At 40.1% G+C, this 23,303-nt stretch carries 9 protein-coding genes; 6 read left to right on the top strand and 3 right to left on the bottom strand.

Going from position 1 to position 23,303, the window contains the following annotated elements:
* Window positions 1–11 precede the first annotated feature (11 nt).
* Together EOJ36_RS06160 and EOJ36_RS06155 are read left to right on the top strand one after the other, a co-directional pair.
* Window positions 12–4,859: an Ig-like domain-containing protein gene (locus EOJ36_RS06160; RefSeq protein ID WP_238944420.1), complete on the top strand. Its 4,848-nt coding sequence runs from the start codon at window positions 12–14 to the stop codon at window positions 4,857–4,859.
* Window positions 4,860–5,026: 167 nt separating this feature from the next.
* A complete protein-coding gene (locus tag EOJ36_RS06155) occupies window positions 5,027–6,634 on the top strand; it encodes a PorP/SprF family type IX secretion system membrane protein (protein WP_164847858.1) in 1,608 nt (535 codons plus the stop codon).
* Between the two features lie 453 nt (window positions 6,635–7,087).
* On the opposite strand, the gene EOJ36_RS06150 is transcribed toward EOJ36_RS06155, so the two are convergent.
* Genes EOJ36_RS06150 through EOJ36_RS06140 form a run of 3 tightly spaced genes read right to left on the bottom strand, consistent with a single transcriptional unit; the run spans window position 7,088 to window position 8,943 of the window.
* A complete protein-coding gene (locus EOJ36_RS06150; protein WP_127803411.1) occupies window positions 7,088–7,984 on the bottom strand; it encodes an aldo/keto reductase in 897 nt (298 codons plus the stop codon).
* A gap of 1 nt (window position 7,985) precedes the next feature.
* Complete coding sequence (locus tag EOJ36_RS06145) at window positions 7,986–8,501, bottom strand: D-glycero-alpha-D-manno-heptose-1,7-bisphosphate 7-phosphatase (RefSeq protein ID WP_127803409.1); 516 nt, start codon at window positions 8,499–8,501, stop codon at window positions 7,986–7,988.
* Between the two features lies 1 nt (window position 8,502).
* Window positions 8,503–8,943 carry a hypothetical protein gene (locus tag EOJ36_RS06140; protein ID WP_127803407.1) on the bottom strand — a complete coding sequence of 147 codons (441 nt, stop codon included), beginning with the start codon at window positions 8,941–8,943 and terminating at the stop codon, window positions 8,503–8,505.
* A gap of 223 nt (window positions 8,944–9,166) precedes the next feature.
* Here EOJ36_RS06140 and EOJ36_RS06135 point away from each other — a divergent pair, with 223 nt between their 5' ends.
* The 4 genes from EOJ36_RS06135 to EOJ36_RS06120 all read left to right on the top strand — a co-directional run bounded on the left by EOJ36_RS06135 (window position 9,167) and on the right by EOJ36_RS06120 (window position 23,275).
* On the top strand, window positions 9,167–9,553 hold the full coding sequence (locus tag EOJ36_RS06135) for a DUF983 domain-containing protein (RefSeq protein ID WP_127803405.1): 387 nt from the start codon (window positions 9,167–9,169) through the stop codon (window positions 9,551–9,553).
* Window positions 9,553–10,629 (top strand): LptF/LptG family permease, encoded by a 1,077-nt coding sequence (locus EOJ36_RS06130; protein ID WP_127803403.1) that lies wholly within the window; start codon window positions 9,553–9,555, stop codon window positions 10,627–10,629. Before EOJ36_RS06135 ends, EOJ36_RS06130 begins: the two co-directional genes overlap by 1 nt.
* Window positions 10,629–11,510 carry a DMT family transporter gene (locus EOJ36_RS06125; RefSeq protein ID WP_127803401.1) on the top strand — a complete coding sequence of 294 codons (882 nt, stop codon included), beginning with the start codon at window positions 10,629–10,631 and terminating at the stop codon, window positions 11,508–11,510. Before EOJ36_RS06130 ends, EOJ36_RS06125 begins: the two co-directional genes overlap by 1 nt.
* A 194-nt stretch (window positions 11,511–11,704) precedes the next feature.
* Window positions 11,705–23,275 carry an Ig-like domain-containing protein gene (locus tag EOJ36_RS06120; RefSeq protein WP_127803399.1) on the top strand — a complete coding sequence of 3,857 codons (11,571 nt, stop codon included), beginning with the start codon at window positions 11,705–11,707 and terminating at the stop codon, window positions 23,273–23,275.
* Window positions 23,276–23,303: the final 28 nt, after the last annotated feature.

Below are 23,303 nucleotides of genomic sequence, written 5' to 3'. Positions count from 1 at the left end.
ACATCGCAACAGTGAAGTCGGGCAGTTCGGTAACTACGAACGTATTAGCCAATGACGTTTGTGAGAATCCAAACTGCACATTGTCTAATCCAACAATTGTGACACAACCAGCACATGGAACAGTAACAGTGAATCCAGACGGAACATTGACTTACACCCCAGCGGCAGGTTTCACAGGAACGGATGTATTGACCTACCAAGTTTGTGATAACTCAGTAAATCCAGCGGTTTGTAAAACTGCAACGGTAACTTATACGGTACAGCCAGCAACGGCAGCACCAACAACTACTGCGGCAGACGATGCCTCAACGACCAACAGCAACTCACCAGTTTCTGGAAATGTGTTGGCAAACGATGGCTCAACGAATCCAAATGCAGTGTTAACGGTAGCTCCACAAAACACTACAATCCCTGGAAAAGGAACGATTGTAATGAATGCGGACGGAAGCTTCACGTTTACACCAACAGGTGGATTTGTAGGCACGGTAGATATTCCATACACAGTTTGTGACAATGCGAATCCAGCGAACTGCTCAACAGCTACCTTACATATTGTAGTTGAACCAGCACCAACGGTGATTGCACCAGACTTCAACAATGGCTTAATCAACAAGCCAATTGCAGGAAGCCTAGCAACGAACGACGTGGTAGCTGGTGGCGGAACGTATGGAACTCCAGTAGCTGCAACAAGCAACCCAACAGGAGCAACCTTCACGGTGAATCCAGACGGAAGCTACAGCTTCACAGGTACACAACCAGGTGTTTACACGTACAATGTACCAGTTTGTCCTGCCGGCCAGACAACGAACTGTCCATTGTCTCCAGTAACTATCACGGTAGTGGATCCAACGGCAGCGAATGTTGCACCAGCAGTGAACCCAGACATTGCAACAGTGAAGTCGGGCAGCTCGGTAACAACGAACGTATTAGCGAATGATGTTTGCGAGAATCCAAACTGCACATTGTCTAATCCAACGATTGTGACACAACCAGCACACGGAACAGTAACGGTGAATCCAGATGGAACATTGACGTACACGCCAGCGGCAGGTTTCACAGGAACGGATGTATTGACCTACCAAGTTTGTGACAACAGTGTTAACCCAGCGGTTTGTAAATCAACAACGGTAACTTATACGGTACAGCCAGCAACGGCAGCACCAACAACTACTGCTGCAGATGATGCTGCTTCAACGAAAGGAAATGTTCCTGCTACAGGAAATGTATTGCGCAACGACGCTTCTACAGATCCAAATGCAGTGTTAACAGTAACTCCACAAAGCACTACAATTCCTGGAAAAGGAACGATTGTAATGAATGCAGATGGAAGCTACACGTTCACACCAGCACCAGGATTTACAGGAACGGTGAACATTCCTTATACAGTATGCGACAATGCAAATCCAGCGAACTGCTCAACAGCTACATTACATGTTGTAGTAGAGCCACCAGTAGATTTGGTAGGCGACATCAATGCGACCAACATTAATGTACCAGTGAACGGAAACGTATCTACTAATGACAGTGCACCAGGCTCTGTGGTGTATGGTACACCAGTGGCAAGTGCAAACAATCCGTCAGGAGCAACGCTTACGATGAATCCTGATGGAACGTATAGCTTTACTGCGACTACTCCAGGTAAATATGTGTACGATGTACCAAACTGTTTACCAGGTCAAACAACGGGTTGTCCTACTACGCCATTAGTAATTACCGTAAAAGATCCATCGGCAACGAATAATTTACCAGTGGTGAATCCGGATATTGCTACGGTAAGAGCGGGTACAAGTGTAACAACCAATGTATTGGCGAATGACAAGTGTACAAACCAAGGTTGTAGCTTGAATCCAGCTTCGGTGGCAATTACTGCACAGCCAGCGCATGGAACGGTAACGGTGAATCCAGACGGAACATTGACTTACACGCCAGCAGCAGGCTTCACAGGAACGGATGTGTTGACGTATAAAGTGTGTGATAACATGACCCCTGCAAATTGCCAGACAGCAACAGTAACTTATACGGTTGTTCCTGCAAACTCAGTATTAACTACTGCTGCAGACGATTATGTAACTACGAAAGGTACAGGTATAGCAACAGGAAATGTGTTAGGAAACGATGCAAGTACCAACAGTGCTGCAACCCTACACGTATCGGCAACTGCTGCGGTACCAGCAAGCACAGGAACGCTTGTGATGAATGCAAACGGTTCGTATGTATTTACACCAGCATCAGGCTTCACAGGTACATTAGATGTTGCTTACACAGTGTGCGACAATGCAACGCCTGCTAATTGTACAGAGGCAACCTTACATATAACGGTTGACCCTGCACCAACAGCAACGGATGATAACATTCCAGGTGCTACCAATGGTGTTTACACAACGAATATATTGGTCAACGACCAAATTCAACCAGGCGCAGGTATCAGCATCACTCGCCAAACAGGCGCAGGAGCAGGTACTGCACAAGGAACGGTAACCTTTGATCCACTAACCGGTGCGATGGTGTATGTACCATCTCCATTAGATGGAAACACAGTAACCGTAGGCTACACAGTTTGTGATAACAACTACAATCCTGCACAATGTGCTGATGCAACGGTTACAATCCAAGTATGTGACCCAGCAAACCCTGCAATGGATTGCGACGGTGATGGTGTAACGAATGGTCAGGAGATTCTTGATCATACAGACCCAGCAGATCCTTGTAGCTTAGTTGCGGGAAGTCAGACGGTAGCACCAAAAGGAATTTGGTTAACTGCAGATTGTGATGGCGATGGTGTGACGAATGGTCAAGAGGTAATTGATGGCACAAATCCAACAGACCCATGTGATTACAATGTAGCGAGCAAAACGCTTGCTCCTTCTGCAGCTTGGTTAGCCTTAGATTGTGACGGTGACGGAACGCCTAATGCAACAGACCCTCAACCATTGAATTTCTGTGTGGGTGGAACAGGTGCTATTCCAGCCTTGGGATCGGCAACGTACGATAAGTTCTTCAGAAATGCAGATTGCGACGGTGACGGTATCAGCAATCACATGGAAACCAACACATCTGGCTTAGCCTTAGACTTTGATGGAGATGGCATTCCTAACTATTTAGATGGTGATTCTGATAATGATGGTATTCCAGATGCAGTAGAGCAGAACAGAGATTCTGACGGAGATGGGTATGCAGATTACCAAGATTTAGATTCTGATAACGATGGTATATCAGACAAAGTCGAAGCAGGCGCCTCACCAACAATGCCAGTAGATTCTGACGGAGACGGAAAACCGAATTATTTGGATTTAGATTCTGATAATGATGGCATCTTAGACTCTGTAGAAGCAATTGATGTGTTTGCTGCCAACCGCGACGATAATTACGACGGTAAGGTAGATAAGAACGGTGTTTTCATTGATACAAACAACAATGGATGGGCAGATATTTCTGAAGGTGATTTACCTGTGGATACAGACCATGATGGAATACCAGATTACCTTGATTTGGATTCTGATAACGATTGTATCCCAGACGCGGTTGAATTTACCAGAGATGTAGATGGTGACAATAGACCAAACTACCGAGATACGGATTCAGATGGCGACGGCATTCCAGACAATATTGAAGCAGGAAGTTGTTCACATCCAATAGATACGGATGGAGATGGCATTCCAGACTTCTTAGATACAGATTCTGACAATGACGGTATCCCAGATGCAATAGAAGCAGGCAAGAATCCAGCTACTCCGGTAGATACAGATGGCGATGGAATCCCTGACTACAGAGACTTAGATTCTGATAACGACGGCATCCCAGATGCTCTAGAAGCAGGTAAGGATCCGAAGAATCCGGTTGATACAGATGGAGATGGAACACCAGACTTCCAAGATCTAGATTCTGACAACGACGGTATCCCAGATGCAATTGAGGCAGGCAAGGATCCGAAGAATCCAGTGGATACGGATGGTGATGGTATTCCAGACTTTAGAGATTTAGACTCTGACAACGATGGCATCCCAGATGCAATTGAGGCAGGTAAAGATCCGAAGAACCCGGTAGATACGGATGGTGATGGTATTCCAGACTTTAGAGATTTAGACTCTGACAACGACGGCATCCCAGATGCCCTAGAAGCAGGCAAAGATCCGAAGAACCCTGTTGACACAGACGGTGATGGTATTCCAGACTTTAGAGATGTAGATTCTGACAACGATGGGATCACAGATGCCTTTGAAGCAGGAGCAAATCCGAAGAACCCTGTTGATACAGATGGCGACGGTATTCCAGACTTCAGAGACTTGGATTCAGACAACGACGGCATCTCAGATAAGATTGAAGGGATTGTGGATACCGACAAAGACGGTCTCCCAGACTTTAGAGATCTAGATTCTGATGGTGATACGTATCCAGATAAAGTTGAAGGCAACGTAGATACCGACAAAGATGGTATTCCAGACTTTAGAGACCTTGATTCTGACGGTGATGTGATTCCAGATAAGCTTGAAAACGACATCGACTATGGTGGCATGCCAGATTGCGACGGCGACGGAATTGATAACCGTATTGACCCAGACGTTTGTCCAACCTTTGCCACACAAGGTATCTCGCCTAACAACGATGGTATCAACGATGTCTTGATTATCCCGGGTATTAAGTCGTACAAGAACCACTTGACGATCTTCAACAGATGGGGTAACGTGGTTTGGGAGCAAGAGAACTATCAGAACAGTTGGGGAGGAGAAACCAACCAAGGTGATACGGTTCTTTCTACAGACTTGAAATTGCCAGATGGTACATACTACTACGTGATTGATTTCTATGGTGTGAAACCAAATATTGGAACGTATGTGTATATAAATCGTCAAGCGAAGTAAAAATAGAACTGAAGAACTGTAGAACTTGAGTGTATAAAAATTTGTACTAAAGTTCTTCAGTTCTAGAGTTCTTAAGTTCTTAATAAAATAATTTAATTATGAATATAGTTACGAAAACATTGAGAGTAGAAAAGGTGAGTACTAGGATGAGGGGTCTATTGGCCCCAATGTCCCTTATTGTAGGGATGTTGCTAGCTAGTGAATCCAAAGCTCAAATTGAGACAATGTATAATATGTATCGTTTCAATCCACAGATTCTAAACCCGGTGCAAGCTGGTAGTACAGAACACTCGGAGGTTATTTTTCTACACCGCAATCAATGGGTGGGCATAGAAGGCGCACCAAAGACCTATTCTCTAACAGGAAACATTAAGTGGGGCCAAAAGAAAGGAATAGGCCTTGTGGGCATGGTAGATGAAGTAGGACCTATGCGCGCGACCGTACTCTCTGGAGATTTTGCCTATCATACGAAGTTGAATGAAAAATGGAGACTTTCAGGAGGTATTCGTTTGAGTGCAGCCAATGTTATGTTGAATTTTTCACAACTGCGCTTAACCAATTCGAGTGATCCACTTTTCCAAGGTGACCGTTCTACGGGTATTCAACCCAATGCAGGCTTTGGTATTCGTATCAACAAAGGAGATGGTGCATTCATTAGTTTTGCTATGCCTCGACTTGGAAAGTATAATTTTGGACAATACAATGGGGCCTTCAAAGATGTGAATTACATGTATTTGAATGCGGGAACACGTGTTAAATTGGGTGGAGAAATCACAACCAAACAGGGGGATGTGGTATCAAGAGTTACTTTATACCCAAGTGTAATGGCACGAGTAGCTGTTGACGTACCGGTTTCATGGGATGTTAATTTACAAGCGAATTTGAAAGGCAAATTAGACGTAGGGGTAAGTTACAGAAGAGAGGATTCTTGGGGCTTTAGAGCAGGAATTCAAGCAACGAAAAAATATTATTTAACGTATGTATTTGAAAAGCCAATCTCTGATTTAGCGAAGGTAACTAGCCAGACGCATGAGTTTGGAGTGAGGATGTTTATTTTCAAGAGAGACAAGAAACAAGAGACGAGCGAAGAGAAGATTGGTGAGATTAAGGAAGTTAATAGTGAGCCAGTGCCAGTGAGGAGTGAGCAAGGTAGCCAGAAAGCAAGTGAGCCAGTGAGCGAGAAAGCTAGTGAGCAAAGTAAATCGGACCAATTGAAGACAGTTACGCCGATGGTTAATACTGAATCTTCTGTAGTTCCTGTGGCATCTGCGCCAACAGCTTCATCTGCGCAATCAGCGGTTCAGACGCCTTCTGAGGAAGATGAATATGAGTATGTAACAGTAACCAAAACTCGTGTAGTTAGAAAAAGACCAAAAGTTGCAAAGAAAGTGGTTACAAGCACCGCAACGGCAGTTAATAATGGTACGAAGACGGTTGTATCACCAGTTACGAAAAAAGTTACTACAACAAATAAGGCTACTTCATCTGTTAAGACATCTGTGACGAAGAGTAAGCCAGTGAGCAAGAAGGCTAGTGAGCCAGTTCAATCAGCGCCATCTGCGCCATCAGCGGTTCCGACTGATGCACCAAAAATATCTCGTCAGCGTGTCAACAACAACGAGACGGTTACCACGGTAGAGCGTAAAGGAGGGGATGCTTCTCAAGTAGGAAACGATGGTAAAACAAAGATTACGAAGCGTAAGCGTAAAGACGGTACGGAAGAGACTGTATATACGACTACGGAGGTAGTGAAGAAGAGGAAATTGGGAATATAGGAATATAAGAAATTGGGAATATAGGAATATGAGAATATTAGAATATAGGAATATGAGAATATGAGAATATAGGAATATGAGAATATAGGAATATGAGAATATGGGAATATGTGCTTCTATTAAAATTTCTTCAATTCATATATTCTTCAATTCATATATTCTTCAATTCATATATTCTCCAATTCATATATTCTCCAATTCTTCAATTCTCCAATTCTTCAATTCTCAAAATATAAAACATTTAGAACACGGAGTAATTAAAGCCAGATCCTTTTAGGGTCTGGTTTTTTTGTTTACTTCGGGAATATGGGAATGTAAGACTTTAGGAATATAAGAATTTAGGAATATAAGAATATAAGAATATAAGAATATAGGAATATAAGAATATAGGAATATAAGAATATGTGCTTTTAAGAAAAATTCTCCAATTCTTATATTCTCCAATTCTTATATTCATAACTCCCACGGTTTACTTGCATAATACAACTCATACCAATCTTGTGGGTCCAAGTCTATCTGGAAGGAATTAACGATGTTTTTGATGCGGTTTTCTTCTAGGGTTCCAATCAAAGGAAGAGCTCCTAATTTGATAATCCAAGCTACAGCAATGGACTCAAGATTGCTGTCGTATTTTTTAGCAATTTCGATTAATTTCTTACGAACTTTGATTGCATTTTCATCTGTTCCGTTTTCAATTTGGCCGCCAGCCAATGGAGAAACAGCCAAAGGGCGCATGTATTTTTGTTTGGTGTAATCTAAGGTTCCATTGTCTAACACAGAAGTATTTAATAAACTCAAGTCGATGTGACTGGAAACGATTGGAATATCTAAATAAGAAGCCAATAATTGGTGCTGGTGGACCGAAAATCCAGCGATACCAATGTTCTTAACTTTACCAGAACTTTTAAGCTTCTGGAGCGCATAAGTCGTAGCATCTAGGTCTGTCAAGGGGTCCAAATGGTCCAATAAAAACACGTCTAAATAATCGGTGTTTAAATTGCGTAATGAGGCCTCAACGGATGCTGTTAAATGCTCTGCAGAAGAGTTAAAGTGTTGTATTCTGAATTCAGGTTTGCTTTCACAAGGCACGTTTACTCCTGCCTTAGAAAACAAGACAATCTCAGAACGATTGATGGACTTGTTCTTTAGAATTTGTCCAAACAATTTTTCAGAAGAGTATTCGCCATAACGATCCGCATGGTCAAAGGTATTGATGCCCAGCTCTAAACAAAAATTAACGGTTTTTTCCATTAAAGACGCACTGTTAGCCTTTTCTTTAGTCCATCTCCAAAAGCCATATATGGCAGGAGAAACCTTCGGACCGGCGTCACTTAGGTAGATCTTTTCCATGTTATTTCGATAAAATTATTTCAGTTGCCGCCCGCAGATCGGCCACCAAATGAGTTGCATTGGTTTCTGTTCCACTGGGAGCTAAACGAATCGTTTTTACTCCTGCCGCAGTACCCGCAATAATATCTCGCTCATGGTCGCCCACCATCCAAGAGGCATTCATATCTACCTTATATTTTGCGGCAGCTTTTTCTATCAAGAGCGAGCCCGGCTTGCGTGTCAGGGAGGCGGAGTCGTAGTTTTCATGGTAGGGACAAAAATACATATCGTCTAACATGCCTCCACTGGCCTCTTGCAAGGCGTTGTGAATCAAATGAACATCTTCTCTTTTGTAAATTCCTTTAGCAATACCACTTTGATTGGTAATTACGATCAACAAATACCCTGCGGCTTTTAGGGCTTGCAAAGATTCCACCACGCCATCGGGTATGATGAATTCCTGCATGCGATATACATAATCAACACGATCAACGTTCAACACGCCATCGCGATCTAAAAAAATGCACTTATTTAACATATTAAGCAGTTAATCTATCCCAAGGAATACGGCTTAAAATTAAGATTAACGCTAATCCGTTCAGTAGCCAAGCATTTTTATGCTTTTGGGCATCGGGTATAGCTTTTTTGTTCTTTGCATTCGCCACAGTAGCCAAAACGACTGCCAAAATGTTTACTGTAATATGCTCCACCGCAATTAAACGTGTGGCAGGATCTTTCATGGCCGCACCAAAATCAGCAAATGCAGCCTGAGTAATCGGACTCAAGAAAAAGTACAATACCAAACCAATTAGCAATTGCGTATGCAATGAAATCATGAAGAATAAACCAGTTTTACGGTCTTTTTCTGTATAAGCTAGTCCAGAAGACCCACCTTTGATGCCATTAAATACCGACAGAAGGCCTAAAACTAAAACTACCCAGCGTAGGTAGGAGTGGAGGGTTAAGAAGATGGAATACATTTTATAATTGTTAATTGTTAATTGTTAATTGTTAATTGTTAATTGTTAATTGTTAATTGTTAATTGTTAATTGTTAATTGTTAATTTAAAATAAATTGGTACAAAAATAGGGATGTATCCTTAAGAATTAGATATGAAATAGAGAATATTTAATTAAATTCACATTTTATATATACCAACCATTATTAACAATTAACAATTAACAATTATCAATTATCAATTCATGTCAACAAAGCTAAACGCCATCATCAACGCACGTTGCCCTCAATGCAGAGAGGGTCGATTGTTTAAATATAAATTTTGGAATGTGTTTAAATTTAGTGAAATGTACACGCATTGTCCATCATGTAACATGCGATATGAGGTTGAACCGGGATTTTGGTTTGGTGCGATGTATGTATCTTATGCGCTAACCGTGGGAATTATGATTGTTGGGGGATTGGTTATCTATAATTTCTTTGGCGACCCAGGGGCATTGGGATATGTTGTACCCATTACCTTAACTTCTTTATTAGCTGTGCCTTTCAATTTTCGAATTGCAAGAACAGTCTTCATTCACCTATTTTCTGGAGTAGAATATAAACCAGAAGCCAGCCAAACGAATAATTAATGAAAATACTCGATTGGTATATTCTTAAGAAATTTCTTAAAACGTATGTTTTTGCCGTTTTGATTATTGTGGTAATCATTATGGTGATCGACTATACCGAAAAAATCGATGATTTCATTCGTAAAGAAGCGCCTTTGCGAGCTATTTTAGTTGAATATTATTTAAATTTTATTCCTTATTGGGCCAATTACATTAGTCCGCTAATGGTCTTTATCGCCACCGTTTTTTTTACAGCAAACTTGGCTGCCAAAACGGAAATAATTGCTATTTTAAGTTCTGGGGTTAGTTTTTTCCGACTCATGCGCCCCTATATCATTGGTTCCACGGCCATTGCAGTGGCAACTTTTGTGATGGTCGGTTGGATTGTCCCCATGGCCAATAAAGTTCGTGTTCCTTTTGAACACAAATACATCAACGGGGCCTATTATTTTGATAAAAGAGATATCCATATCAAAATAGCACCGGATGTGTATGCTTATTTGGAGTCGTACGACAATTCTTTGAAAACAGGCTATCGATTTTCTCTTGAAAAAATTAAGGGCACAGACATTCAGATCAAATTAATGGCCGACCGCATCACTTGGGACTCTACCCGTAACAAATGGCAATTTCACGATTACCGTATTCGTTTCGAAGAGCCAGGCAACAAGCGCGTGGCCTTCGGTTCTCAAATAGATTCTACGTTGAACTTATTTCCAAAAGACTTTGAGAACAAACATCTCTTGCACGAAACCTTTACTTTGCCTGAATTAGAGCGACACATTGATTTGGTGAAATCTAGAGGTGCCGACGGAGTGGAGGTGTATTTGATTGAAAAATATTTGCGCTTTGCTAATCCTTTTTCTGTCATTATATTAACCGTTATTGGTTTTTTGGTATCGGCCAGGAAATCAAGAGGAGGTGTTGGTTTTCAAATTGCCCTCGGATTTACCTTAGCCTTTGTCTACATTTTGTTTTTCATGATGAGTAAGGGCATTGCAGAAGGGGGTGGAATGCCTCCCTTATTGGCGGTTTGGTTACCCAATCTGATATTTTCAGGCATTGGGGTTGTACTTTATTACACAATTCCGCGCTAATGAAAAAGGCCCCCAAACTTGGTGATTACCTTAAAATACATTTCATTGTCATTTTATATGCCTTTACGGCTATTTTAGGCAATGCTATTTCTTCTAATGCCTTAAGTATCGTTTTTTTTCGCTGTGTAATAAGTGCAGCGGGATTGTATTTAGTAATCAAATTATCAAAGAAATCATTGAAGACAGATGCGCAATCCCTCCGGATTTGGCTGCTCAATGGTGCCTTTATTTCTTTGCATTGGCTTTTGTTTTTTGGGGCAGCAAAAGTTTCTACGGTGGCCATGTGTTTGGCGGGACTTTCCACACAAACTTTTTGGACAAGTCTTTTGGAGCCTATTTTCAAAAAAGAAAAAATCAAAACCGTTGAGGTTTTTTTGGGTCTAGTCGTTGTGTTAGCCTTAGGAATTATTTTCTTTGTAGAGGAGGCACAATGGTTGGGCTTGTTGTTAGGTATTGGAGCGGGTTTTTTCGGCGCCTTATTTTCAGTCATCAACGGACAATTTACGCATACCCACGATGCCCGCGTAATTACAGTTTATGAAATGCTATCGGCAGCTATTATTACTGGTTTCGTATGGGGCTATGAATACTTTTCGGGCTCAGCTCATTACCTGCCTATAGGTATGGATTGGTTGTGGATAGGTATTTTGGCCGTGGTTTGCACCGTTTATGCTTACACCGAAACCATAAAATTGTATAAAGTTTTTTCTGTTTTCTCCATTAATTTAGTCATTACCTTAGAACCCGTCTATGGGATCTTATTAGCCATTTTCATTTTTGGCAAGCAGGAAGTGATGCATACAGGTTTCTACATTGGAACCGTTGTTTTATTACTTACTGTTTTCGCGCACCCTTTTTTAGACAAAAAGCAAAGCGCTTAATGCTCAAATTTTTCATGTAACAAAAATGTCTTTTTTGTAACAAAAATGGTTTTTGTAAAAAAATTGACATACTAAACTGATCTAATTAGGTTTTTTTGTAAAATTTTATTTTTAGAGTTTTATGAAAATTATGTCCTTTTGTTAGGATTAGTTTAAAAATTAAGCGCTACCACTAATAAACAATTCTGTTGTTAATGAAACATTTCATCAAATCTTACTCTTCTTTAAAGAGTGGTGAGGACATGGTATATGCCTTATCCAAATTATTCGTAGGAATAGCAATATTTTTTATTTCTATTTATTCTAGTGTGGCCCAAACGAGCTATCAATTGGTTTGGGAAAATACCTCCAAAAATATAGACAAATGTTATGGCAGTAAAACATTTATTGTTTCGGTAAAAAACAACCGGACCAATCAACAGGCCATCAACGGTGTCACCATCACACCAACGTTTCCGGCGGGAGTAACCATCAAGGCCAATTCTTTATTGGATTTAACAAGTGCATACGTTCCTAATCAGAATTTATCTCCAGCCTATACTAGTGGAGGGATCACTTGGGATGGAACGAAGTTTACGATTACAAAAGCCTTACCTTATTTGGCGACCATTCGTTTTTCAGTAGAATTGGAAGCGAGTTGTTCTGCCAATGATTTAAATTTCCTGACGAATTCTTACCAATTAAAATCGAATGGAGCTGTCCTTTCCGATGTGGTAGATGGATCGAATACCGGGTCAACAAGTCCATATTCGGTTCTAGGAGCAGACCTCTCCATTGTAACGGCACCAACAAATAACAATTTGACCAACGTAAATGTATTATCTACCTTTAATCAGGTTGTTCAAGTGACGAATGGTGGAAAAGGGAAGGTAAAATATTTGAATTTAGATGTGGATGCTTTGGCAGCCAACAGTACCAATACGCCAACAATTACTAATCCAAAAGTATATGCAGCCGGTACAACCACCCCCATCGGAACGGCTACTTTAAAATCTGATAATAAAACGATTGATATTGTTTTGGATTCGGTATTTTATAACAATATGAAGATTGATATTGCGTATGATTTCACAGTTAAAAACTGTAATTCAACCAATAGAACAATTGTTGCAAAGGCAATGTGTGGGTCTGGGTTTAGCTATACAGGTAACACAGTTGTTTGTAAATCAAGTAATTCAGTAACCTCGTTATACACCGTTAATAATGTTCAAACAACGATTTCAATGACAATGACTGAGGTGCCGACGCTAACGAATTTTGATCAAATTGTTGGGGGTACTCGAAAGTTTAAATATGAGATTAAAAATACTGGAAACAATATTGCAAAAATTGCCCAAGCTTCAATTTTTGATGGAGGATTGTATAGTTTTATAAGACCGGGCCAATACTGGGGTGTTCCAGCTAGTACTTATCAGGTAATTACTAGTTCTGTAAGAGTTGAGAATGGTCAAGGAATAGCCTTGCCTTCTTCAAGCTATTCTGGAGGAGGAGATGTTAAAAATAGATATTCATCAGCTATTGGTGCGTGTTTTTATGATAAAACAGTCAATTATGTAATATATTTTAATAATTATTATTTGCAACCTGGGGAATCTGTAATTATTTACTATGACTTACTTCAATGTGATAGTGATCCACAACCTATTAAATCGGTTGCCCCACAGACACCTCCGTATGATTCTGAACCTTATATTAGCAATAAGTACTATTTTAGTGGTTGGATTGGTGGTTATTCAGATTGGGACAATCATTGTGGTGTAAGGAATTATTGGCAACAAACTATGGCAGGTAACCACACCGCTTATAATGTTTCCAGTAAAATTAATTCAACAATTGTTCCTGCTCAAGTTTTAGGAGCCAAGAAATTTTACATTGAAGGAGAGGCAAACATGAGTGCTTTTTTGAAGCTTAATAACATTTCTGCCAATCAGAAAGTTTATCAAATGGATATTACCTTACCTCAAGGTGTTTCATATGTACCAAATACCTACAGTTCATTAAATGGTGCAACGCTCAAATCAGGTTATCCTAGTTTTAATTCTTCTACAAGAATTTTAAGTTTACGATTTAATGAAACAGCAAGTTCAACACGGCGAATGTACTATAAGATTCAACTGGAAACAGATGGTATCACAGCATGTGGAAAACTTCCTATTGTGCAAAGCACTTTTGTAGCGGATAATATAAACGGTACAAAACCTTTAGTTTCTCAAACAATGCGGGTCGATACAGTGGATTTTCGTTGTGATTTGACATGCACCGGAATAAAACCCGTTTCTGTAAACATTGAGCGATCAAACTTTGGCTTACCAGATAATAATGAGGATGGATATCCCGAAACAAACGGGTCCTTAGATCGATCAAAGATTTACATGTATCATCTTCGTTATGGTGATAAGGTAAAAGCAACCTCTAAATCAGCTATTTGTGGGAATTATGCTCGATTTCAAGCAGATCAAAGATTTGCCGAGGGGAAGTGGAAACCCGTTGGTTTACCAACTATTAATTTAAAAAGAGGGAGTACCAATCAAACGGCTACTGTTCCTGGAAATATTACCCAGATAGGAACATCGCAACGAGATTTTATTATTCAATGGTCGGGGAATGAACCGGCTGGTTGGGGCGACTACATGGACCAGGATACCATTGAAGTTGTACAAGAGTACGAATTAGTCCAAAATAAATTTTATGATGCAAGTAATAATTTAATGACAGTTAAAACGGGACTGTTTTCATCTACTACTTACATTGCTTCTCAGAATACCCTTTCTCCAGAATGGGTTTATAATGGGCCCTTGAAACAAGCATCCTTTACTGCACTGCAAAATTTGTATTTGGTTTCAGGTTTTGATATTAATTATGGATTTACAGGTACAAATAATTACATTAACAATGGTTGTGATGCTAATACTTATGGAATCTATTTTAATCCAACAAATGTAGGGTTTAGTTTTCCCTATGAATATAGGCCACTTGTTTATCCGGATGAATTCAAGGTTACAATGCCTGATGGCCTTAATTTTAGTTCATTAAGCTCTATTTATTTAGGATATGCGGCAACAACCAATAATTCTGAATTAACGCCATTTACTACGGTCAATGGGAATGTTATTACTTGGAATTTAAAAGGATATCGAAATTCAAAACCTAATGTTTATCCCATTGAATCACCTCAAATTAGAATAAATTATACCTTTACTCCCAAAGAACGTTGCTATAATGTTACAGGAAATTTTTTAAACGTATTAAAAAGTACTTATTTAGATAAAAGTATTCCAAATGCCCAAACTGATAGTACGATTACAAGTACAACCAATATACCAATTAATACCAACTTGAATAAATTGGTACTTTCTTTAACCACTGGTAGGCTACAGGAACCAAACTCTGGTATATCAACAAACAAATTTATCCTTACCAACAATTCAACCTCTGCAGCAACAAATAATTCGTGGTTTTATTTACGAGGTAGAAGGGGGAATGCTTCAATTATTAATGTAAAAAAAGGTGGTGTTACCATAAATCCAAACTCGAATGGAGTATATTCCCTGGGAACAATCCCGATTAATTCCTCAAGTGCAGAAATTTCATTTGATCTATCTTTAAATTCTGGATGTGCCAAAGATACTATTGATATCTTTTATGGGAATGAGTGCAATAGCACACTGCCAACAGATGTAATAAACTATTCTTGTAAATCAAGTGATTATGTAACTATTGGGCCAGTAACAACCAATTTTGATGCCAAAATAATTTCTTTAAATGAAGGGTTAACTGCTCCTGATTTTTGTTCTCAGTTGACGGTTGAATTTGAAATTCGTAATACCAATTTAGGTCTTATTAAAGATATTTCTACCTTGGTAAGTACCTTGCCCGGAATGAATTATGTTCCGAACTCAGTTAAATACAAATTCCCGAGTAATTCAACAGGCGGATGGGTCTCTTCAAGTTATAATCCGGTTATTACAGGGGACACTTTGGATGGAATCAATTTAGAATTTGCCATATTAAAACCTTCATCTGGCGTTGGACCCTCTTTATTAAGCGCTACCTCCATGGAAGGAACGGGGAATACAAACGCAAACACTATTTTGGTTCAGTATGCATTAGAATCCAAGTGTGGGGTTTCAGAAGGATTCCCTATTTATCATAATTTTTATGCCAATAAAATCTGCGGAGAAAGTTTACCTACCATTTATCAGGCATCCCAAAATTTAATTTTTAGTAATTTAACGGCTCCAGTCTTTTCAACAAATCTTACTAAATCAACTATTGAACCAGTTGTAAAAAATTGTGCAACTGGGAATAAATTAGTTCTTAAAGTAATCAATTTAGGACCAGTGGCATCTACTGGTACTGAATTTATTCGGGTATTGTTGCCTGAAATTGTTCGATTTAAAAGTTATAATCCAGCTTCCACAGGAAATAAAAATGCTCCAGCAACACAGCCTAACCTACAAACCAATTCGTTTCAAGTAATGAATTGGAATATGCCAGCAAATTTGGCAGTTGGAGATTCTGTTGTAATGGAAGTTTATGTAGCTCCCAATCTAAATGCCTATCTTCCAAACTCGGGAAATATTTCTATCACTACAGGTAAATTCATCTCATCCACTTGTGATGGGCTTGTTTGTGATGTATTTAAAACCAATGGATCGCAAAATTTAACTGTGAATGTCCAAGGTGCACCAGCTGCCCCAGAGGCATCATTGGTGCAAACTTCCTGTAGCTCTGCCAAAGGATCTATTACTTTTTTAAGTCCATTGACGGCGGGTAATTCTTTTAGTATCGACAATGGCCAATCGTATTCTACTTCTAAGGTATTCAGTAATTTACTTCCTGGCACCTACTATTTAAAGGTTAAAAACGATCAGTCTTGTGAAACAGTAGCAACTAATGTTTCAAAAACAATTATAGCACAACCTGCTAGTCCTGCTACCCCAAGTATCACCGGTGGTACAGGCTCTTATTGCGTTGGACAAACTACTGTCTTAAAAAGTAGTTCTCGAACGGGAAATCAGTGGTATAAAAATGGAGTCTTGATCACAGGCGCAACAGATAGTACCTATACCGTAAGTTTGGCAGGTACCTATACCGTGGCAGTTACCAATTCTCAAAATTGTTCAACAACATCCTCGGGCACTACCATCGTATTGAATGCCCTACCAGCTACTCCAACGATTACTGGGGGAAATGGGTCTTTTTGTCCTGGCACTGTTGTTTTAACCAGTAGTGTGGCTACGAGCTACCAATGGTATAAAGACGGAGTCCTTCTGACTGGAGAAACCAACAGAACTTTAAATGTAACGGCAGCAGGTAGATATACGGTGATCGTGACAAATGCATCGGGTTGTTCGAGTGCCAGCAGTGGAGGAAATAATGTTTCGTTTTACACCGCTCCGGCTGCACCAACCATTTCAGGAGGAGATCAAAGTCCGTATTGTTCAAGTCAGACTGTCATTTTAACTTCTACGGGAAGTAATAACCAATGGTATAAAGATGGAGTGGCCATAGCAGGCGCCAATACTGCAAATTATACAGTTAGTCAGACGGGTACCTATTCCGTTATCGTTTCCAATGCATTCGGATGTTCTACAAATTCAAGCAATTCAAAAGCGATTACCATCAAGGATACGCCACTTGCCCCAACCATTTCGAAAGATAAACTAGCTCCTTATTGTGTGGGCGATACCATTCATTTAAGCAGTAGTAGTGCAACGGCCTACCAATGGTACAAAGATGGAGTTTTGGTAAATGGCGCAACGAATGCCTCTTTTGTAGTTACAACAACGGGCGATTATCAGGTAGAAGGAACAGCTCCTAATGGATGTGTAAGTAGTAAAAGTACTCTTGAAAATATAACTTTTGTGGCACTTCCTGCAAAACCTGTCATTACAGGAGCCGCTGCCGGAACATATTGCGATTCGCAAACAATTACGATTCAAAGTTCAAACGGATCTACTTATCAGTGGTTTAAAAACGGAGTAATAATTGTCGGTGCCACATCTCAAACTTACAATGTTACGGAATCAGGCGACTATACGGTTGTTGTTACAAACACTTCGGGTTGCGCATCTGAAGCCTCTTTAGGAGTTTCCTTTGTGGTAAATACCCGACCAGCAAAACCAGTTATTAACGAAATACCTTCTACCATTTGTTCTGGAAATAGTATTTCACTTTCCACAACGGCAAGTCAAGTTACCTATCAATGGCTAAAAGATGGCCTTGCCATTTCAGGAGCAACCAATGCTACCTATAATGCAACTCAAACAGGAGATTATTCTGTTATTATCACAAGCCTTCAAAATTGTGCAAGTGATGAAAGCGCTTCGGTTCGGATAACTGTCAATGCATCTCCTGAAGCACCTACAGTAACTGGATTTGATGCAAATGCTACTCACTGCCAAGGCCAAACCATTACTCTCACGAGTAGTTCGGCTACCGGAAACCAGTGGTATAAAAATGGAACGCTCATCCCGAATGAAACGGCACAAATTTTAACTGTAACAAGCTCAGGTACGTATGCCGTAATTGTTTCAAATAGCAATTCTTGTTCCTCTGGTCAAAGTTTAAACCAAGTGGTATTTTTCAAGGCATCTACCACTAAACCAATCATTTCAACAGCAGGGAATAAATGTGCCGGGTCATCAACCATTTTGCGAAGCAATGTTTCAGGAAATAATCAATGGTATAAAAATGGCCTGATACTAAGTGGGGCTACTGCAGATACTTTGGTGGTAACACAAGTTGGAAATTACCAAGTAAAACAAGTAGAAACCAGTACACAATGTGAAAGTATTTTAAGCGATGCCCTTACCATTAATCCATCTCCTACTGTAGAGATAACCTATAATAATGTATTGTATCCAGGCACAACAATTGCCTTGTGTGCTCCAACATCAACAACTCAAAAGTCGGTTGACCTAAATACCTTCATCAAATATGGAGTTAATGAGCAGGCGGCTAGTGGATTTACATTTTCGTGGATGAAAAACGCCTCGACAATTAGCGGTGAAGCAAGTCAAAGTTTGGCTGTTTCCTCTGCTAATTCTTCTGCAGCAGGAACCTATTCGGTGCTGATAAAAGATAAAATTACCGAATGCGAGGCACTTTCATCTAGTGTAGGAATTTCCATTCTACCTGCCCCTACTGTAAATATTTTATCAGACCAGGTTAACGCAAACAACACCCTGTGTATGCAATCGAATGTGACCCTAAGGTCTCAAACGAATGCAAATGGCCCTTATGTTTTGGAATGGCACGATGGTATGAATGATTTTGATTTCCAAAAATCGACAGCAACCATCAACAAGGAGCAAGTAGATGGCCATTGGATTAGTCAAAATAATTTGACCCAATTCTCTTATAAATATTATGTTACCGATGTAGATGGCTGTAGGTATTCATCTCCTGTATTAAATTTCTATGAAGGAGCTCGACCAACCAAGCCAATCATTTCAGGAGGGACCGGCACTTATTGTGCTGGAGATCAATTGCTTTTAGTTAGCAATACTTCTCAAGGAAACCAATGGTATAAAAATGGAGTTGCCATTGTTGGAGAAACAAATGATTCCTTGCTTGTGTCGCAGTCGGGGGCTTATACCACCGTCATTAGCCAATATAATTGTGCAAGTGATACGAGTGATGTAAAGCAAATTTCTATTCATGAATATCCAATTGCTGCCATTGAGCAAGGCTTAGAATTGGCATTTAATGCTACGAATTGCCAGAATATTCCGATTGAATTAACAGCCAAAAATCAGACCATTGCAGGAACCCCAAATTACACTTGGTATTATAAGCTGCAGTCAAGTCATATTCCTCAAGAATTGACAGAAACACGCCAAACGAACTCCGTAAATGTGGCTGGGTTTTATCAAGTGAAAGTAACGGTTAATGGATGCAGTAAGACCTCAGAATATACGAGAATTTATGAGCCTCCTGTATTAAATGTGACTTCAACACAAATTTGTCAAGGAGATTCTGTAAAACTTTCGGCTTCTAGAACGCATGGTTTATCAAATCCTGTATATCAATGGTACCGAAATGGAAATCAAATTGTAGGTGCTACAGATACCTGTTACCAAGTTAAAACAGACGGTAGATTTTATGTTATTGTTAAAAATGGATCAGGATCTATGGAATTAACATCCTGCTCTGCTCAGATTCAAATAAGCACTCCGGGAAATCCAGAGCCACTATTTAATACTATTTTGAGCACTTGTAATAGTTCAAGTGTAAACCTAACGAGTCTGCAGCCCGCAGCCATCAACGGAAAGGAATTTGAATGGTGGACAGGAACAGCCAGCACTCGCGATACACAAATTTTAAATCCTCTGGCCTATACCACTGCAGGAACGGTTTATCTCTGGGCGAAATCAGGCAACGCTTGTTACAGCCTAGAGGGGGCCCCTGTACTAGTTGATTTAAGTAATTGTTGCCCAGATGATCCTGGAAGGTTTGATATGAATCCGGCCTTTATGATACTTTATGGTCCAGCAAATGTGCGGTATAAGTACGTGCCAGGAACCTACAATAATTTTAAGATTGCCCTTGTGAGTAAATTGGACGGCAGAATTAGACAAATAAGTACAGACACCATTGGATCTTTTAGGGGGGTAATTGCAGGCGATTATAAACTTTACGCCTTCGCGAGTAGAGCAGCAACTACTTTGACGGGCATTACAATAGGAGCCAAGGTGGCAGATGTACAACCATCTTGCGAAAACATTGCCACGTATGATATTTTTGTTAACGTATTGTGCAACTACGATGCCCAGTGGTCTATGCTCAATCCGGAACCTGTACCTTCTCAAAAGCAAACAAAGTTTGCCATCATAAATGCGGGGGATTCTAAAAAAATTGTTGCCACTAGCAACACCAATAGTTTCCCATATCAAATTGGTTATGGCTTACAAGTGGTTCAACTAATTTATGATGGAAACCTTCAGAACTTTGAATATGGCTTATCCTTAGAAGATGTTTCTGCCAATGGACTTGATATATATGCTGGGCAGTTTATCATTAGATGTGAAGCGTCGACCCTTCAATTAGATGGACAATTATATTTGGATTCAAATAATGACCTTCTTTTGAATGGCTCAGAAAGTTATGCAAACCTTCCAACCCAACAAAAATTTGCCAAACTGATGGATAAGTCTGGAAGGACTATTATGGCAACTTCTGAAGTTTCTAATGGAGGTAATTTTTCTTTTTCAATGGATTTCCCAGATGGGACCTACAAGATATTCCTATCTCCAAATGATGACCTTTTGGATACAGCTCATTTGGCAATTCCAGGTTGGATTAGTCAAGAAATCCATTTTACGGTTGATGCTGGACAAATTGTGGAAAACATCTACCAACAATACAATTTTGCTCCTTTGGCCATGTTTCAAATGGTTCCAAGGCCAAGACCTATCACACCACCAAGAGATTTTGATGAATTAAATTACACGCAAACTTTTTGTCTAAATGATGCGAATAAGGTAATTGCAGTAGAAGGGACTACCAGTCAAAGTACCTTGAGATGGTATACGGATTCAACCGGTACAACACCTTTGAATGTTAGACCTGAAGCCAACACCCTTGTGGCAGGTACAAGTACCTATTTTGTAAGTCAAGTTATCAACCAAGTGGAAGGTCCTCGTCTTCGAGTGAATGTCGTGGTAAAAAATCGTCCTTCAATAGCAGGCGAAATAAGGGGAAGTATCCTGGGACTTGCAGGCTCTTCAGCAGTTTATCGATTGAGCAGCAGAGATCAAGTAGGATATTACCAGTGGACAGTGCCAGCCTCTTGGACGTCCAACAATTCACATTCAGATACTTTATTGGTGACCTATGGCACGCTTGCAGGAAATATTACTGTCGTGAAAATAGATACAAACGCCTGTGCGGGTACAAGCAAAAGCTTTGAAGTTAAAATCATCATTGACACAGATGGCGACGGGGTGGATGACCAAACCGAATTGGCAGATCGCACCAATCTCAATGATCCATGCGACTTCATTTATGACCACCGCAACGTAGATCCAAGAGCGTCTTGGTATGACTTAGATTGTGATGGAGATGGAAACAAAAATGGCGAAGATAGTCAACCTTTAAATTTCTGTGTTGGAGGAAAAATAGGACATATTCCTCCGCTTAATTCAGACACATACAATAAATTTTTCCGTGAAGGAGATTGTGATGGCGATGGTATTTCTAATCACGCAGAAACAAATGGCTCAGGTTTGCCCCTCGATTTTGATTGGGATGGTACTCCTAATTATCTAGACTTAGATTCTGATAATGACCTCATTCCAGACGCCATAGAAGGCAATAAGCACGTAGATACCGACGATTGGGCTAATTACCAAGACTTAGACTCGGATAACGATGGCATTAGCGACAGATTAGAAGGCCTTTCAGATTCCGATAAGGATGGCATTCCAAATTACCTTGATTTGGACTCCGATGGTGACTGTATTCCTGATGTGATCGAAGCACTTTTGCCTGCAGCACAAGCCAAGGCCGATTCCAATGCAGACAAAATGATCGATGACGCAGGAATGTTCATTGATACCAACGGAAATGGTTGGTTCGACGCAAGTGAAACTCGAGAGCCTGTTGATTCCGATAAGGATGGAATTCCAGACTTTTTGGATTTGGACTCGGACAACGATTGTATTCCAGACGCTATAGAAATTGGAGTTTGTGGCTCACCAATTGATACCGACAAAGATGGAATTCCTGATTATTTGGATTTAGACTCAGATAATGATTGTATTCCAGACAAATTAGAAGTAGGTAAAGTTTGTGGAATTCCAGTAGATTCCGACAAAGATGGGCTGCCAGATTACAGAGATATAGATTCAGATAATGATTGTGTTCCGGATGCGATAGAAGTTGGCAAGGAATGTGGAGTGCCAGCAGATACCGACAAAGACGGAATTCCAGACTATTTGGATTTGGATTCAGACAATGATTGTATCCCAGATAGTATTGAAGTAGGCACTTGTGGTAAACCAGTGGACTCCGACAAAGATGGAATTCCAGATTATTTAGATTTGGATTCGGACGGTGACTGTATTCCAGACAGCTTGGAAGTAGGTAAAAATTGTGGAAAACCAGTGGATTCAGATAACGATTTAATCCCAGATTACTTGGATTTAGATTCCGATCAAGATTGTATCCCTGATAAAATTGAGGCTGGGGCAATTTGTGGAAAAGTAGTGGATACCGACAATGATGGCATTCCAGATTACTTAGATCTAGATTCTGATAATGATACCTACTCAGACAATGTGGAGGCGGGCAAAGTTTGTGGGAATCCTGTCGATACCGACAAAGACAATATCTATGATTTCCGAGACCTAGATTCTGATGGGGATGGAATTCCTGACAAAGATGAGGACGATATAGACTTCGGCGCTTTGCCAGATTGTGACCACGATGGTATCCCGAATCGTATTGACCCAGACTTCTGTGAGTGGTTCTTACCTAATGGAATTTCTCCAAACAAAGACGGCGCAAATGACCAATTGATTATTCCTGGTATTAGACGTCTGACTAAAAATAGGTTATCGATTTTTAATCGTTGGGGAACATTGGTTTTTGAAACTGAAAACTATAAGAACGATTGGGCAGGTGAGCTGAACGTTGGCTCTGCACTTTTAGAAGGCGACGGAAAACTTCCGGATGGTACCTACTATTATGTGATTGAATTTTATGGAGCTTACCCAACCAAGGGTACTTATGTTTACATAAACCGACAAATTAAGTAGTTAAGTAATAAATAAAATAATTTTTGAA

The organism is Sandaracinomonas limnophila, from assembly GCF_004005965.1.
Classification (GTDB): domain Bacteria; phylum Bacteroidota; class Bacteroidia; order Cytophagales; family Spirosomataceae; genus Sandaracinomonas; species Sandaracinomonas limnophila.
This window is presented reverse-complemented; position numbering and strand designations above follow the sequence as displayed.